A 15,994-nucleotide genomic window follows, 5' to 3' on the forward strand; every position below is an offset into this window, starting at 1 on the left:
AATCGTCCCGTCGGGCGTGGGAGGATCGGACATGGCGGGCCAGGGCCGCGCACCGGTCGCGCCATCAGGGTCTGTCTTCTGGGTCTGGCGAGCCCAGCCAGATCCAGAAGACAGGCCCTAACAGTCGAGGGCGCGAGCAAGAGGAGCACCGTTGAGCAGGTTGCGCTGGCTGACCGCGGGGGAGTCGCACGGACCCGCACTCGTGGCGACGCTGGAGGGTCTTCCCGCCGGTGTGCCGATCACGACGGACATGGTCGCTGACCATCTCGCCCGGCGGCGCCTCGGCTATGGACGCGGCGCGCGGATGAAGTTCGAGCGCGACGAGGTCACCTTCCTCGGCGGCGTACGGCACGGCCTGACCATGGGATCTCCGGTCGCGATCATGGTCGGCAACACGGAGTGGCCCAAGTGGGAGCAGGTCATGGCGGCCGATCCGGTCGACCCCGGCGTACTCGCCGGGCTGGCCCGCAACGAGCCCCTGACCCGGCCCAGGCCCGGTCACGCCGATCTCGCCGGCATGCAGAAGTACGGCTTCGGCGAGGCCCGGCCGGTCCTGGAGCGCGCCAGCGCCCGGGAGACCGCCGCGCGGGTCGCGCTCGGCGCGGTCGCGCGCTCGTATCTGAAGGAGACCGCGGGGATCGAGGTCGTGTCCCACGTCGTGGAGCTGGCCGCGGCCAAGGCTCCGTACGGTGTGTACCCCACCCCGGCCGATGTGGAGCGGCTCGACGCGGACCCGGTGCGCTGCCTCGACGCGGACGCCAGCAAGGCGATGGTCGCCGAGATCGACCAGGCCCACAAGGACGGCGACACCCTCGGCGGAGTCGTCGAGGTCCTGGCGTACGGCGTGCCGGTCGGCCTCGGCTCGCACGTCCACTGGGACCGCAGGCTCGACGCACGGCTGGCCGCCGCCCTGATGGGCATTCAGGCCATCAAGGGCGTCGAGATCGGCGACGGCTTCGGGCTGGCGCGGGTGCCCGGATCCCAGGCGCACGACGAGATCGTGGCGACCGACGAGGGCATCAAGCGCGCCTCCGGCCGCTCCGGCGGCACCGAGGGCGGGCTGACGACCGGTGAACTGCTGCGCGTACGGGCCGCGATGAAGCCCATCGCGACCGTGCCCAAGGCGCTCGCCACCGTCGATGTGGTCACCGGCGAGGCCGCGAAGGCCCATCACCAGCGCTCCGACGTATGTGCCGTGCCGGCCGCGGGCATTGTCGCCGAGGCCATGGTGGCGCTGACCCTCGCGGACGCGGTCGCCGAGAAGTTCGGCGGCGACAGCGTTCCGGAGACGCGCCGCAATGTCCGTTCGTACCTCGACAACCTCCAGATCCGATGAGCGCGGCGGAGCCGGCGGGCGGGCCGGGCGGACCGGTCGTCGTACTGATCGGGCCGATGGGCGTCGGCAAGACCACCGTGGGCGAACTGCTCGCCGAGTGGCTCGGTACGGGGTTCCGCGACAGCGACGCCGATATCGTCGCCGCCGAGGCCAGGCCCATCTCGGACATCTTCATCGAGGCGGGCGAGGAGCACTTCCGGACGCTGGAGCGGGAAGCGGTACGGACGGCGGTCGCCGAGCACCCGGGCGTTCTCGCGCTCGGCGGCGGCGCGGTCCTCGACGCCTCCACCCGTGAACTGCTCAAGGGCCTGCCCGTCATCTTCCTGTCGGTCGAGGTCGGCGAGGCGGTCAAGCGCGTCGGGCTGAACACCGCGCGTCCGCTGCTCGCGGTCAATCCGCGCAAGCAGTGGAAAGAGCTGATGGACGCCCGGCGCCACCACTACACCGATGTGGCGCGCGCGGTGGTCGCGACCGACGACCGGACCCCCGAGGAGGTCGCGGACGCGGTCCTCGACGCACTGGGTCTGAAGCGGCACTCCGAGCAGGAGCCCGTTGAGTCCGCCGAGTCCCCGGCGGCCGCCGAGACCCCCACCCCCGGCAAGGAGAAGCAGGTATGACGGACCAGGCAGTCACCCGTATCCAGGTCGGCGGCACGGCGGGGCACGATCCGTACGAGGTGCTGGTCGGCCGACAGTTGCTGGGGGAGCTGCCCGCCCTCATCGGACCGAAGGCCGTACGGGTCGCCGTCATCCATCCCGAGGCGCTCGCCGGGACGGGCGAGGCGCTGCGCCAGGACCTCGCGGACCAGGGGTACGAGGCCGTCGCCATCCAGGTGCCCAACGCCGAGGAGGCCAAGACCGCCGAGGTCGCCGCGTACTGCTGGAAGGCGCTGGGGCAGACCGGCTTCACCCGTACCGATGTGATCGTCGGGGTCGGCGGCGGCGCCACCACCGATCTTGCCGGGTTCGTGGCGGCGTCCTGGCTGCGCGGGGTGCGCTGGATCGCCGTACCGACCACCGTGCTGGCCATGGTCGACGCGGCGGTGGGCGGCAAGACCGGCATCAACACCGCCGAGGGCAAGAACCTCGTCGGCGCCTTCCATCCGCCGGCCGGGGTCCTCTGTGATCTCGCCGCGCTGGACTCGCTGGGCGTCCACGACTACGTCAGCGGCATGGCCGAGGTCATCAAGGCGGGCTTCATCGCGGACCCGGCCATCCTCGAACTGGTCGAGGCGGATCCCGAGGGCGTCCGTACGCCCGCGGGCGCGCACACCGCCGAGCTGATCGAGCGCTCGATCCGGGTCAAGGCCGAGGTCGTCTCCAACGACCTCAAGGAGTCCGGTCTGCGCGAGATCCTCAACTACGGCCACACCCTCGCCCACGCCATCGAGAAGAACGAGCGGTACAAGTGGCGGCACGGCGCGGCCGTCTCGGTCGGCATGGTCTTCGCGGCGGAGCTGGGCCGGCTGGCCGGGCGGCTGGACGACGCGACCGCCGACCGGCACCGCTCGGTGCTGGAGTCCGTCGGGCTGCCGCTGACCTACCGCGGCGACCAGTGGCCCAAGTTGCTGGAGACGATGCGGGTCGACAAGAAGTCGCGTGGCGACCTGCTGCGCTTCATCGTGCTGGACGGGCTCGCCAAGCCGACCGTGCTGGAGGGGCCCGACCCGGCGGTGCTGCTCGCGGCGTACGGGGAGGTGTCGGCGTGACCCGGCGGGTGCTCGTACTCAACGGGCCCAACCTCGGGCGGCTCGGCTCGCGCGAGCCCGACATCTACGGGGCGACGTCGTACGCGGGGCTGGTGGACGCGTGCGGGGCGCTCGGCAAGGAGCTGGGCCTCGATGTGGACGTACGCGAGACGAACGACGAGGGCGAGCTGATCCGCTGGCTGCACGAGGCCGCCGACGGGGAGATTCCGGTCGTTCTCAACCCGGGCGCGTTCACGCACTACTCGTACGCGATGCGGGACGCGGCGGCGCAGCGGACCGCGCCGCTGATCGAGGTGCACATCTCGAACCCGTACGCACGTGAGGAGTTCCGGCACACCTCGGTGGTCGCGGCGGTGGCCAGCGGTACGGTCGCGGGCTTCGGCATCGGCTCGTACCGCCTGGCACTGCGGGCCATCGCGGAGGAACTCAGCGGCTGAACATCACCCCGTCCGGCGATGGAGGACGAACGGGGGCCGGGAGCGGTACCGTTCGGTAACGCAGGGCCCGCGGGGCCGCCGACAGCGTCAGTCGTACGAGACGGAGTGGCACCGGATGCAGCACGCAGGCGGATGGGCGCACCAGGCTCCTCCTCCCGGCCCGCCGACCGGGCCCGGGGCCCCGCAGCCGCCGGGGCACCCGCCTGCCCCGGGCTGGACGGGACCGCACCGGGTGCCGGGCCCCCCGCCTCCACCGGGCGCCGCTCACCCGCCGGGACCGCAGCACGCGCCCGTGCCGCCGCCCGGGCCGCCCGCCGCGCCGCCGCCCCCGGACTCCACCGGCCATATCCAGCTCCCGCCCGGCGGTCCCGTACCGATCCCGGCCCCGCCGCCGGCCCCCGGCGGCGGCACCGGGACGGCGACCCTCGCGGTCCTGCTGATCGGCCCGGCCGGCGCGGGCAAGACGACCGTGGCCCGCCACTGGGCGACGAGCCGCCGTGTACCCACCGCGCACATCAGCCTCGACGATGTCCGCGAGTGGGTGCGCTCGGGCTTCGCCGACCCGCAGAGCGGCTGGAACGACCACTCCGAGGCGCAGTACCGTCTCGCCCGCCGCACCTGCGGCTTCGCCGCGCGGAACTTCCTCGCCAACGGCATCTCCTGCATCCTCGACGACGCCGTCTTCCCCGACCGGCCCGTCGTCGGGCTCGGCGGCTGGAAACGCCATGTCGGCCCCGGGCTGCTGCCGGTGGTGCTGTTGCCGGGGCTGGAGATTGTGCTGGAGCGCAACGCCGAGCGCAGCGGCAACCGGCGGCTCTCCGACGAGGAGGTGGCCGGCATCCATGGCCGGATGGCCGGCTGGTACGGGTCGGGGCTGCCCATCATCGACAACTCCAAGTACGACGTGGAGACCACCGCCCGGGCGCTCGACGATGTCCTGGCCCGCTCGCTGGCCAGCCCGCCGAGCTGGTGACGGACATGAGCTGCTGAGCGGTACGGGACGCTGAGCGGCCGGAGGTGCGATCGGGGCCGTCAGCTGAGCGACCCGGGGGTGTGAGCGAGGGCGTGAGCGGCCCGGGCACGTGATCCGGGTGGCGAGCGGCCCCGGGGCCGCCGTCCGTACCCGACCCCCGGTCGGACGCGCTGAACCGGCCGGGCCACGCGCCCGCTCATACGCTCGGTTCATGTCAGACGTGTTCGCTGCCCGCCGCGCCCGGCTGCGCGACCGGTGCTCCGCGGCGGGCAACGCGGCGGCACTGATCTCACGGCCCGCGAACGTCCGCTATCTCGCGGGCGGGGCGCCGCACGGTGCCGTCCTGCTGCTCGGCCCGGACGAGGACACGCTGCTCTGCCCCCGTACCCACGCGGGCGGGAACACCGACGGACGGGTCGACGACCAGCTCAGGCTCACCGTCCTGGCCACCGCCACCGGCGACCCCGCGGTGGCCGCCGCGGGCGCGCTCACCCCGTCCGCCGTCGAGTCGCTCGCCGTCGAGGAGCACCATCTGACCGTCGCCAGGCACCGGGCCATCGGCTCCGTGGCGCCCCGGCTGCGGCTCGCGGATCTGGGCTGCGCCGTCGAACAGCAGCGGATCGTCAAGGACGAGGGCGAGATCGCCTGTCTGCGGATCGCGGCCGAGATCGCCGACCAGGCGCTGGGAGAACTGCTGGAATCGATCCTCGTGGGCCGTACCGAACGGCATCTCGCGCTGGAGCTGGAGCGGCGGCTCGTCGACCACGGCGCCGACGGCCCGGCCTTCCCGACCGCCGTGGCCACCGGCCCCAACTCCGGCCGCTGCGGCCACCATCCCTCGGACCGGCGGGTCGAGGAGGGTGATTTCCTCTCCGTCAGCCTCGGCGCCGACTACCGCGGCTACCGCTGTCTGATCGGCCGTACGTTTGTCATCGGGACCTCGCCCGCCGACTGGCAGATCGAGCTGTACGAGCTGGTCTTCGCGGCACAACGGGCAGGTCGGGAGGCTCTCGTACCGAGCGCCGGCTACCGCGATGTGGACCGCGCGACCCGGCAGCCGCTGGAGGCCGCGGGGCACGGCGAGGGGCTCGCACCCCGTACGGGACATGGCGTCGGACTGGAAATCGACGAGGACCCGCAGCTCGCCCCCGCCGCCATGGGTAAACTGGACGCTTGTGTGCCGGTCACCGTCGGACCGGGGGTCCACCTCCCGGGCCGGGGCGGTGTCCGGATCGATGACACGCTCGTCGTCCGCCCCGAGGCGGACGGCGGACCCGAGCTACTCACCATCACGACCAAGGAACTGCTCGCGCTCTAGGTTCTGTCCGTCGGACAGGGCCTGGTGCCCAGGCACCGCCGTGTGCCCCGGCGCCGCGCACACCCGTGGTCGTCCACCAGCTTCAGTCCAGGAGATTCCGCAACCGTGGCTTCCACGAACGACCTCAAGAACGGCCTGGTGCTCAAGCTCGACGGGGGCCAGCTCTGGTCCGTCGTCGAGTTCCAGCACGTCAAGCCCGGCAAGGGCCCGGCCTTTGTGCGCACCAAGCTGAAGAACGTGCTCTCCGGCAAGGTCGTCGACAAGACCTTCAACGCCGGAGTGAAGGTCGAGACGGCCACCGTTGACCGCCGCGACATGCAGTTCTCGTACATGGACGGCGAGTACTTCGTCTTCATGGACATGGAGACGTACGACCAGCTCATGGTCGACCGCAAGGCCGTCGGCGACGCCGCCAACTTCCTGCTGGAGGGCTTCACCGCCAGCGTCGCCACCCACGAGGGCGAGGTGCTCTATGTCGAGCTGCCCGCCGCCGTCGAGCTGACCATCCAGCACACCGACCCCGGCGTCCAGGGCGACCGCTCCACCGGCGGCACCAAGCCGGCCACACTGGAGACCGGTTACGAGATCGGTGTCCCGCTCTTCATCACCACGGGTGAGAAGATCAAGGTCGACACCCGCTCCGGCGAGTACCTCGGCCGGGTGAACAGCTAACCGTGGCTGCCCGGAACAAGGCCCGCAAGCGCGCCTTCCAGATTCTCTTCGAGGCCGACCAGCGCGGGGCGTCCGTGCGGACGGTCCTCGCCGACTGGATACGGCACGCCCGGACCGACGACCGCCAGCCGCCGGTGGGCGAGTACACCATGGAGCTGGTCGAGGGGTACGCGGAGCACGCGGACCGGATCGACGAGCTGATCTCCACCTACTCGGTGGGCTGGACGCTGGACCGGATGCCGGTCGTCGACCGGAACATCGTACGGCTCGGCACCTATGAGCTGGTGTGGGTGGACGGCACCCCGGACGCGGTCGTGATCGACGAGGCGGTACAGCTCGCCAAGGAGTTCTCCACCGACGACTCGCCGTCCTTCGTCAACGGCCTGCTCGGCCGGTTCAAGGACCTCAAGCCGGGTCTGCGCCGCGTCGAAGCCCCGGACAGGTGAGGCGGACCGCTGTGCTGTGTCCTCAAGCGCCGGACGGGCTCAGCGGCCCGTCCGGCGCTTGAGGGTACGGGCGTGCCGGGTACGGGCGTGCCGGACGCACCGGGGGGTGGGTCCGTACGCGCATACGGACCCACCCCCCGGAGGTGACGTTTCTGCTGGTATGTGCCGGGTTTGTCAGCCCTCTTCGTGGGCCACCGCCCGGCGGGCGTCCGCGTCGAGGACACCCCAACTGATGAGCTGCTCGGTCAGGACCGACGGCGACTGGTCGTAGATCACGGCCAGCGTGCGCAGGTCGTCCTGGCGGATCGACAGCACCTTGCCGTTGTAGTCACCGCGCTGGCTCTGGATCGTCGCCGCATAACGCTGGAGCGGGCCCGCCTTCTCCTGCGGCACATGGGCCAGCCGCTCCAGGTCGAGGACGAGCTTCGGCGGCGGCTCGGCGGCTCCGCCGGGCGTCGTGCCAGGAAGCAGTTCCTGCACGGGGACCCCGTAGAAATCCGCCAGCTCGGCGAGGCGCTGCACCGTCACGGCACGGTCGCCACGCTCGTACGAACCGACCACCACGGCCTTCCAGCGGCCCTGGGACTTCTCCTCCACGCCATGGAGCGAGAGGCCCTGCTGGGTGCGGATGGCGCGGAGTTTGGCCCCGAGCTGCTTTGCGTATTCGCTGGACATATAGCTCCCCGGACGAAGTCTGGTAACTCACTGTGAGGTTACGCAGAGTTACTTGGATGCGTCAAGCCGAGGGACCCCGGCCCTGGTCGGAGCGGGGCCTCCCGCCGCCTCCTGACTGCCTTCCGAGGGGGTGCCACCAGGAGTTCCGCGGACGCCCTGCTAGCCTGAGTGGCGTAATTCCGACGTCCTTTAAAGTCCGTCCCGTGAGGCGGAGAAGGAGGTCCGTTTCGTATGGACACCGGTACGACCGACTCTACGGCCGACAGCCCGGGCGCGGCACGCCCCGTTCTGGAGGCACCCGACATCGCGCGGGCCCTGACCCGTATCGCCCACGAGATCGTCGAGCGCGCCAAGGGCGCCGACGACGTGGTGCTGCTCGGCATTCCGACCCGCGGGGTCTTCCTGGCCCGCCGGCTGGCCGAAAAACTCGCCGGTATCACCGGACGCCCGGTCCCGGTCGGCTCCCTCGACATCACGATGTACCGCGACGACCTGCGCCTGCGGCCCACCCGCGCGCTGGCCCGTACCGACATCCCGGGCGACGGGGTCGACGGGCGCCTCGTGGTCCTCGTCGACGACGTGCTCTTCTCCGGCCGCACCATCCGCGCCGCCCTCGACGCGCTCGGCGATCTCGGCCGCCCCAGGGCCGTCCAGCTCGCCGTCCTCGTCGACCGGGGCCACCGCGAGCTGCCGATCCGCGCCGACTACGTCGGCAAGAACATCCCCACCTCCCTGCGGGAGACGGTCAAGGTCCAGCTCGCCGAGGAGGACGGCCGGGACACCGTGCTGCTGGGCCTCCAGCGGCCTGCCGCGTCCGGCGAGCAGTAGGACGCCTCCGGCTCGTACCGACCCCGTACGGACGCCCCGGCGCGTCCGTACGCCCGCACACCCGAAGACCGGAGCACTCTCCCGATGCTGCGCCTGCCAGGGGCAAGCCCCCGCACACCCGGCCATCTGATCTCGGCGGCCGACCTCAGCCGCGACGACGCCGTCCTGATACTCGACACCGCGGAGGAGCTGGCCCGGGTCGCCGACCGGCCCATCAAGAAGCTTCCGACGCTGCGCGGCCGTACCGTCGTCAATCTCTTCTTCGAGGACTCGACCCGCACCCGGATCTCCTTCGAGGCCGCCGCCAAGCGGCTGTCGGCCGATGTCATCAACTTCTCCGCCAAGGGCTCGTCCGTCTCCAAGGGCGAGTCCCTCAAGGACACCGCGCTGACCCTGGAGGCGATGGGCGCCGACGCCGTCGTCATCCGGCACCCCGCGTCCGGCGCGCCGTACCGGCTCGCCACCTCCGGCTGGATCGACGGCGCGGTCGTCAACGCCGGGGACGGCACCCATGAACACCCCACCCAGGCGCTGCTCGACGCCTTCACCCTGCGCCGCCGGCTGGTCGGCGCGGACACGGGCATAGGGCGCGACCTCGAAGGGCGGCGGGTCACCATCGTCGGCGACGTCCTGCACAGCAGGGTCGCCCGCTCGAACGTCCTGCTGCTGCACACCCTGGGCGCCCGGGTCACCCTCGTCGCCCCGCCCACCCTCGTACCGATCGGCGTCGAGCACTGGCCGTGCGAGGTGTCGTACGACCTGGACCGGGTGCTGCCCGGCTCCGACGCCGTGATGATGCTGCGGGTGCAGCGCGAGCGGATGAACGCCGCGTTCTTCCCGACCGAGCGCGAGTACTCCCGCCGCTACGGCCTCGGCGGCGACCGGATGGCCCGGATGCCGGAGCACTCCGTCGTGATGCACCCCGGGCCGATGAACCGGGGGATGGAGATCACCGCGGAGGTCGCCGACTCGGAGCGCTGCACGGCCGTCGAGCAGGTGGCCAACGGGGTCTCGATCCGGATGGCGGTGCTCTATCTGCTGCTGGGCGGCAACGAGCCCGCCGTCAACCAGAACTCCCAGGCCCACAACTCCCAGACGCACGCGCGCACCGACTCATACGCCCGTACCGACTCCCGTACCGAGGAGAGCAAGTAATCATGAGCAAGATCCTGATCCGGGGCGCGCGGGTGCTCGGCGGCGAGGTACGGGACGTACTGATCGACGGGGAGACCATCGGCGCGGTCGGCACCGGACTGGACGCGGGCGACGCGACGGTCGTGGCGGCCGAGGGGCGGGTGCTGCTGCCCGGTCTGGTCGATCTGCACACCCATCTGCGGGAGCCGGGCCGCGAGGACTCCGAGACGGTCCTCACCGGCACCCGCGCCGCCGCCGTCGGCGGCTTCACCGCCGTCCACGCCATGGCCAACACCTTCCCGGTGGCCGACACGGCCGGTGTGGTCGAACAGGTCTGGCGGCTGGGCCGGGAGTCCGGCTACTGCGATGTGCAGCCCGTCGGCGCCGTGACGGTCGGTCTTGAGGGCAAGAACCTCGCCGAGCTGGGCGCCATGCACGACTCCGCCGCGCAGGTACGGGTCTTCTCGGACGACGGCAAGTGCGTGGACGACGCGGTGATCATGCGGCGGGCGCTGGAGTACGTGAAGGCCTTCGACGGGGTGATCGCACAGCACGCCCAGGAGCCCCGGCTGACCGAGGGCGCGCAGATGAACGAGGGCGTCGTCTCCGCCGAGCTGGGCCTCGGCGGCTGGCCGGCCGTCGCCGAGGAGTCGATCATCGCGCGGGACGTGCTGCTCGCCGCCCATGTCGGCTCCCGGGTCCATATCTGCCATCTCTCGACGGCGGGCTCGGTGGAGCTGGTGCGCTGGGCGAAGTCCAAGGGCTGGAACGTCACGGCCGAGGTCACCCCGCACCACCTCCTCCTCACCGACGAGCTGGTCAGGTCGTACGACCCGGTCTACAAGGTGAACCCGCCGCTGCGGACGGAGGCGGACGTCCAGGCGCTGCGCGCGGCCCTCGCCGACGGCACCATCGACTGTGTCGCCACCGACCACGCCCCGCACCCGCACGAGGACAAGGACTGCGAGTGGGCCGCCGCCGCCATGGGGATGGTCGGTCTGGAGACCGCGCTGTCGGTGGTCCAGGAGACCATGGTGGAGACCGGGCTGCTGGACTGGGCGGGGGTCGCCGACCGGATGTCGTTCCGTCCGGCGCGGATCGGCCGGCTCGCCGGTCATGGGCGGCCCGTCTCGGTGGGCGAGCCCGCCAACCTCACTCTGGTCGATCCGGCATACCGTGGTCCCGTGGACCCGGCGGGCTTCGCCTCCCGCAGCCGCAACACCCCGTACCAGGGCCGTGAGCTGCCAGGACGCGTCACCCACACCTTCCTCCGGGGCCGCGCCACGGTCGTCGACGGGAATCTGGTGTGACAACTGCGATGCTGAACCTCCTCTCCCCGCACCGGGTTTCGCTGCCTCTGAGCGGGCCGTTGGCCGCGCCGTTCGCCGGGCCGCTCGCCGCCGAGCAGAAGTCGGCGGAGGTGACCGACTGGGCCGCCCGGATCGGCTGGGTCGCCGGGCTGCTGCTCTTCATCGCGCTGGTGTACTGGCTGATGCGCCAGGGCTGGAAATGGCGCGGCAGCCTCCAGTCCGATCTGCCCGAGCTGCCCACCGCGCCCGACGACCTCGGTACGGCGAAGCTGACGACGGCGGGCCGCTACCACGGGTCCACGACCGCGGGGCAGTGGCTCGACCGGATCGTGGCGCACGGCCTGGGCGCGCGCAGCCGGGCGGAGCTGACGCTCACGGACGCGGGGCTCGATGTCGTACGCCCCGGCGCGAACGATTTCTTCATCCCGGCCGCGCAACTCCGTGAGGCCCGGCTCGACAAGGGCATCGCGGGCAAGGTCCTCGCCGAGGGCGGTCTGCTGATCGTCACCTGGGAGCACGGCGGCAGGCTGATCGACTCGGGCTTCCGCTCCGAACGCTCCGCCGAGCACACCGCCTGGGTCGAGGCCGTCAACTCCCTGAGCGTCGACTCCCCGAGCCGGAAGGTTCCGAGCGTCACGGCCCCGGCCGGCGCCACCACCGCCCCGCACGCCCCGACGGAAGGCCCCGCACGATGACCACCTCCCCCCGGGGCACCGCCCGTGCCAAGGCGTCTCCCGCCGTACTCGTCCTGGAGGACGGCCGCAGCTTCCGCGGCCGCGCCTACGGGGCCGAGGGGGAGACCTTCGGCGAGGCCGTGTTCTCCACCGGCATGACCGGCTACCAGGAGACCCTCACCGACCCCTCGTACCACCGCCAGGTCGTCGTGATGACCGCCCCCCACATCGGCAACACGGGCGTCAACGACGAGGACCCGGAGTCCCGCCGGATCTGGGTGTCCGGCTATGTCGTACGGGACCCCGCGCGCACCCCGTCCAACTGGCGCGCGCGGCGCTCGCTCGACGAGGAACTGACCGCCCAGGGCGTCGTCGGCATCAGCGGCATCGACACCCGCGCCCTCACCCGCCATCTGCGCGAGCGCGGCGCCATGCGCGTCGGCATCTTCTCCGGCGAGGCGCTGGCGGACGAGGAGGCCCTGCTCGCGCGGGTCCGGCAGAGCCCGGAGATGACCGGCGCCGACCTGTCCGCGGAGGTCGCCACCGACCGTACGTACGTCGTGCCCGCCATAGGCCGCAAGCGCTTCACCGTCGCCGCGCTCGACCTGGGCATCAAGGGCATGACCCCGCACCGGATGGCCGAGCGCGGCATCGAGGTCCATGTCCTGCCCGCCACCGCGACCCTCGACGAGGTGTACGCGACCGCCCCCGACGGGGTCTTTCTCTCCAACGGCCCGGGCGACCCGGCCACCGCCGACCTCACCGTCGTCAAGGGCGTACTGGAGCGCGGCACCCCGCTCTTCGGGATCTGCTTCGGCAACCAGCTCCTCGGGCGCGCGCTGGGCTTCGGCACGTACAAGCTGAAGTACGGGCACCGGGGCATCAACCAGCCCGTGCAGGACCGGACCACCGGCAAGGTCGAGGTCACCGCGCACAACCACGGCTTCGCCGTCGACGCCCCGCTCGACCGGGTCTCCGACACCCCCTACGGCCGCGCCGAGGTCTCCCACGTCTGCCTCAACGACAACGTGGTCGAGGGCCTCAGGCTGCTGGACCGGCCGGTCTTCAGCGTCCAGTACCACCCCGAGGCGGCCGCGGGTCCGCATGACGCCGCGTACCTCTTCGACCGCTTCGTATCCCTGATGGAGGACCAGCGTGCCTAAGCGCACCGATATCCAGTCCGTCCTGGTCATCGGTTCAGGACCGATCGTCATCGGCCAGGCCGCCGAGTTCGACTACTCCGGCACCCAGGCCTGCCGCGTTCTGAAGGCCGAGGGCCTGCGCGTCATCCTGGTGAACTCCAACCCCGCCACGATCATGACGGACCCGGAGATCGCCGACGCCACCTATGTCGAGCCGATCACCCCCGACTTCGTCGAGAAGATCATCGCCAAGGAGCGCCCCGACGCGCTGCTGCCCACCCTCGGCGGCCAGACCGCGCTGAACACCGCGATCGCGCTCCATGACGCGGGCACCCTCGACAAGTACGGCGTCGAACTGATCGGCGCCAAGGTCGAGGCCATTCACAAGGGCGAAGACCGCGACCTCTTTAAAGAAGTCGTCGAATCCGTCAACGCCAAGACCGGTCACGGCGAGTCCGCGCGCTCGGTGATCTGCCACACCCTGGACGAGGCCGTGGCGGGGGTGGAGACGCTCGGCGGCTATCCCGTCGTCGTCCGGCCCTCCTTCACCATGGGCGGCGCGGGCTCCGGCTTCGCTTACGACGAGGACGAGCTGCGCCGTATCGCCGGACAGGGCCTGATGCTCTCGCCGACCACCGAGGTGCTCCTTGAGGAGTCCATCCTCGGCTGGAAGGAGTACGAGCTGGAGCTGATGCGCGACAAGCACGACAACGTCGTGGTCGTCTGCTCCATCGAGAACTTCGACCCCATGGGTGTGCACACCGGCGACTCCATCACCGTGGCGCCCGCGATGACCCTGACCGACCGCGAGTACCAGATCCTGCGGGACATCGGTATCGCGGTGATCCGCGAGGTCGGCGTCGACACCGGCGGCTGCAACATCCAGTTCGCGGTCAACCCCGAGGACGGCCGGGTCATCGTCATCGAGATGAACCCCCGGGTCTCCCGCTCCTCCGCGCTCGCCTCCAAGGCCACCGGCTTCCCGATCGCGAAGATCGCCGCCCGGCTCGCCGTCGGTTACACCCTGGACGAGATCCCCAACGACATCACCGAGAAGACCCCGGCCTCCTTCGAGCCCACCCTCGACTATGTCGTCGTCAAGGTGCCGCGCTTCGCCTTCGAGAAGTTCCCGGCGGCCGACGCCAGCCTCACCACCACCATGAAGTCGGTCGGCGAGGCCATGGCCATCGGCCGCAACTTCACCGAGGCGCTCCAGAAGGCGCTGCGCTCGCTGGAGAAGGCGGGCAGCCAGTTCTCCTTCGCCGAGGACCCAGCCCTCCGCGTCCCCGGCGCCAAGGACGCCCTGCTGGAGACCGCCAAGGTGCCCACCGACGGGCGGATCAACACCGTGATGCGGGCCATCCGCGCCGGTGCCACCCCCGAAGAGGTCTTCGAGGCGACGCGGATCGACCCCTGGTTCGTCGACCAGCTCTTCCTGATCAAGGAGTACGCGGACGAGCTGGCCGGCGCCGCCGAGCTGTCCCCGGACCTGCTCGCCGAGGCCAAGCGGCACGGTTTCTCCGACGCCCAGATCGCCGGGATCCGGGGGCTGCGCGAGGATGTGGTCCGCGAGGTCAGGCACGCCCTCGGTATCCGCCCGGTCTACAAGACGGTCGACACCTGCGCCGCCGAATTCGCCGCGAAGACGCCGTACTTCTACTCCTCGTACGACGAGGAGAACGAGGTCGCGCCGCGCACCAGGCCCGCCGTGATCATCCTCGGCTCGGGCCCCAACCGGATCGGCCAGGGCATCGAGTTCGACTACTCCTGTGTCCACGCCTCCTTCGCGCTGAGCGAGGCCGGCTACGAGACCGTGATGGTCAACTGCAATCCCGAGACCGTCTCCACCGACTACGACACCTCCGACCGGCTCTACTTCGAGCCGCTCACCCTGGAGGACGTCCTGGAGATCGTGCACGTCGAGACGCTGGCCGGCCCGGTCGCGGGCGTCCTCGTACAGCTCGGCGGACAGACCCCGCTCGGTCTCGCACAGGCACTCAAGGACAACGGCGTACCGATCGTGGGCACGCCCCCCGAGGCGATCCACGCCGCCGAGGACCGCGGGGCCTTCGGCCGGGTCCTCGCCGAGGCCGGACTGCCCGCGCCCAAGCACGGCACCGCCACCACCTTCGCCGAGGCCAAGGCCATCGCCGACGAGATCGGCTACCCGGTCCTGGTCCGTCCGTCGTACGTCCTGGGCGGGCGCGGCATGGAGATCGTGTACGACGAGGCCAGGCTCTCCTCGTACATCGCCGAGTCCACCGAGCTCAGCCCCAGCCGGCCGGTCCTCGTGGACCGCTTCCTCGACGACGCCATCGAGATCGACGTGGACGCGCTCTACGACGGTACGGAGCTGTATCTCGGCGGAGTGATGGAGCACATCGAAGAAGCCGGGATCCACTCCGGGGACTCGGCGTGCGCCCTGCCGCCCATCACCCTCGGCGGCTTCGACATCAAGCGGCTGCGGGCCTCGACCGAGGCGATCGCCAAGGGTGTCGGGGTGCGCGGGCTGATCAATATCCAGTTCGCGATGGCCGGGGACATCCTGTACGTCCTGGAGGCCAACCCGCGCGCCTCCCGTACGGTTCCCTTCACCTCCAAGGCGACCGCCGTACCGCTCGCCAAGGCCGCGGCCCGAATCTCCCTGGGCGCCACCGTCGCGGAACTGCGCGCCGAAGGACTGCTGCCAGCCCATGGCGACGGCGGCACGCTGCCGCTGGACGCGCCGATCTCCGTCAAGGAGGCCGTGATGCCGTGGTCGCGCTTCCGGGACATCCACGGGCGCGGGGTGGACACCGTCCTCGGCCCGGAGATGCGCTCCACCGGCGAGGTCATGGGCATCGACTCGGCCTTCGGCACGGCGTACGCCAAGTCGCAGGCCGCGGCGTACGGGCCGCTGCCCACCAAGGGCCGCGCCTTCATCTCCGTGGCCAACCGGGACAAGCGCTCGATGATCTTCCCGGCGCGGGAGCTGGTCGCCCATGGATTCGAACTCTTCGCCACTTCCGGCACCGCCGAGGTGCTCAAGCGCAACGGCATAAGCGCCGTCGTGGTGCGCAAGCAGAGCGAGGGTGTCGGTCCGGCCGGCGAGAAGACCGTCGTACAGCTCATCCATGACGGAGAGGTCGACCTGATCGTCAACACTCCGTACGGCACCGGCGGCCGGTTGGACGGCTATGACATCCGTACGGCCGCTGTGGCACGCGGAGTTCCCTGCTTGACGACGGTCCAGGCGCTGGCCGCGGCGGTGCAGGGCATTGACGCGCTCAACCATGGCGAGGTCGGTGTCCGGTCCCTCCAGGAGCACGCGGAACGCCTGACCGCGGCGCGCGAGGACTGAA

General features: G+C 71.2%; 15 protein-coding genes. 14 read left to right on the top strand and 1 reads right to left on the bottom strand.

The genetic code is table 11. The features are described 5' to 3' along the window. The first annotated feature begins 151 nt into the window (after positions 1 to 151). From aroC to nusB, 8 genes are all read left to right on the top strand, one after another. Positions 152 to 1,336 (top strand): chorismate synthase, encoded by a 1,185-nt coding sequence (aroC, locus tag ACFU9P_RS21895; protein ID WP_384083318.1) that lies wholly within the window; start codon positions 152 to 154, stop codon positions 1,334 to 1,336. After that, positions 1,333 to 1,953 carry a shikimate kinase gene (locus ACFU9P_RS21900; protein WP_384083321.1) on the top strand — a complete coding sequence of 207 codons (621 nt, stop codon included), beginning with the start codon at positions 1,333 to 1,335 and terminating at the stop codon, positions 1,951 to 1,953. The genes aroC and ACFU9P_RS21900 overlap by 4 nt, the downstream gene beginning before the upstream one ends. Next, positions 1,950 to 3,044, top strand: a complete 1,095-nt coding sequence (gene aroB, locus ACFU9P_RS21905; protein ID WP_384083323.1) for a 3-dehydroquinate synthase — start codon at positions 1,950 to 1,952, stop codon at positions 3,042 to 3,044. The genes ACFU9P_RS21900 and aroB overlap by 4 nt, the downstream gene beginning before the upstream one ends. Continuing rightward, complete coding sequence (aroQ, locus tag ACFU9P_RS21910; protein ID WP_376385972.1) at positions 3,041 to 3,481, top strand: type II 3-dehydroquinate dehydratase; 441 nt, start codon at positions 3,041 to 3,043, stop codon at positions 3,479 to 3,481. The genes aroB and aroQ overlap by 4 nt, the downstream gene beginning before the upstream one ends. Positions 3,482 to 3,596: 115 nt before the next feature. Beyond that, positions 3,597 to 4,454: an AAA family ATPase gene (locus ACFU9P_RS21915; RefSeq protein ID WP_384083326.1), complete on the top strand. Its 858-nt coding sequence runs from the start codon at positions 3,597 to 3,599 to the stop codon at positions 4,452 to 4,454. 211 nt (positions 4,455 to 4,665) lie between these two features. Next, positions 4,666 to 5,772: an aminopeptidase P family protein gene (locus ACFU9P_RS21920; protein WP_384083329.1), complete on the top strand. Its 1,107-nt coding sequence runs from the start codon at positions 4,666 to 4,668 to the stop codon at positions 5,770 to 5,772. Positions 5,773 to 5,877: 105 nt separating this feature from the next. Further along, positions 5,878 to 6,444: an elongation factor P gene (efp, locus tag ACFU9P_RS21925; RefSeq protein WP_046501979.1), complete on the top strand. Its 567-nt coding sequence runs from the start codon at positions 5,878 to 5,880 to the stop codon at positions 6,442 to 6,444. Between the two features lie 2 nt (positions 6,445 to 6,446). Further along, positions 6,447 to 6,890: a transcription antitermination factor NusB gene (gene nusB / locus ACFU9P_RS21930; protein ID WP_376385966.1), complete on the top strand. Its 444-nt coding sequence runs from the start codon at positions 6,447 to 6,449 to the stop codon at positions 6,888 to 6,890. Positions 6,891 to 7,064: 174 nt separating this feature from the next. On the opposite strand, the gene bldD is transcribed toward nusB, so the two are convergent. After that, the gene (bldD, locus tag ACFU9P_RS21935) at positions 7,065 to 7,565 is read right to left on the bottom strand and encodes a transcriptional regulator BldD (protein ID WP_030355502.1); all 501 of its coding nucleotides are present in this window, start codon (positions 7,563 to 7,565) and stop codon (positions 7,065 to 7,067) included. 231 nt (positions 7,566 to 7,796) lie between these two features. On the opposite strand from bldD, the gene pyrR reads away from it, so the two are divergent. The 6 genes from pyrR (at position 7,797) to carB (ending at position 15,993) form a co-directional block, all read left to right on the top strand. Further along, positions 7,797 to 8,393 carry a bifunctional pyr operon transcriptional regulator/uracil phosphoribosyltransferase PyrR gene (gene pyrR, locus ACFU9P_RS21940; protein ID WP_376386262.1) on the top strand — a complete coding sequence of 199 codons (597 nt, stop codon included), beginning with the start codon at positions 7,797 to 7,799 and terminating at the stop codon, positions 8,391 to 8,393. Between the two features lie 84 nt (positions 8,394 to 8,477). Then, positions 8,478 to 9,548, top strand: coding sequence for an aspartate carbamoyltransferase catalytic subunit (locus ACFU9P_RS21945; RefSeq protein WP_376386263.1), 1,071 nt, complete (start codon positions 8,478 to 8,480; stop codon positions 9,546 to 9,548). Between the two features lie 2 nt (positions 9,549 to 9,550). Then, the gene (locus ACFU9P_RS21950; RefSeq protein WP_376386265.1) at positions 9,551 to 10,837 is read left to right on the top strand and encodes a dihydroorotase; all 1,287 of its coding nucleotides are present in this window, start codon (positions 9,551 to 9,553) and stop codon (positions 10,835 to 10,837) included. Between the two features lie 41 nt (positions 10,838 to 10,878). Then, positions 10,879 to 11,532 carry a hypothetical protein gene (locus tag ACFU9P_RS21955; RefSeq protein WP_384083509.1) on the top strand — a complete coding sequence of 218 codons (654 nt, stop codon included), beginning with the start codon at positions 10,879 to 10,881 and terminating at the stop codon, positions 11,530 to 11,532. Next, complete coding sequence (carA, locus tag ACFU9P_RS21960; protein WP_384083334.1) at positions 11,529 to 12,674, top strand: glutamine-hydrolyzing carbamoyl-phosphate synthase small subunit; 1,146 nt, start codon at positions 11,529 to 11,531, stop codon at positions 12,672 to 12,674. The genes ACFU9P_RS21955 and carA overlap by 4 nt, the downstream gene beginning before the upstream one ends. Continuing rightward, positions 12,667 to 15,993 (top strand): carbamoyl-phosphate synthase large subunit, encoded by a 3,327-nt coding sequence (carB, locus tag ACFU9P_RS21965; RefSeq protein ID WP_384083337.1) that lies wholly within the window; start codon positions 12,667 to 12,669, stop codon positions 15,991 to 15,993. The genes carA and carB overlap by 8 nt, the downstream gene beginning before the upstream one ends. Position 15,994 lies beyond the last annotated feature (1 nt).

It is taken from the genome of Streptomyces sp. NPDC057617, assembly GCF_042800555.1.
Classification (GTDB): domain Bacteria; phylum Actinomycetota; class Actinomycetes; order Streptomycetales; family Streptomycetaceae; genus Streptomyces.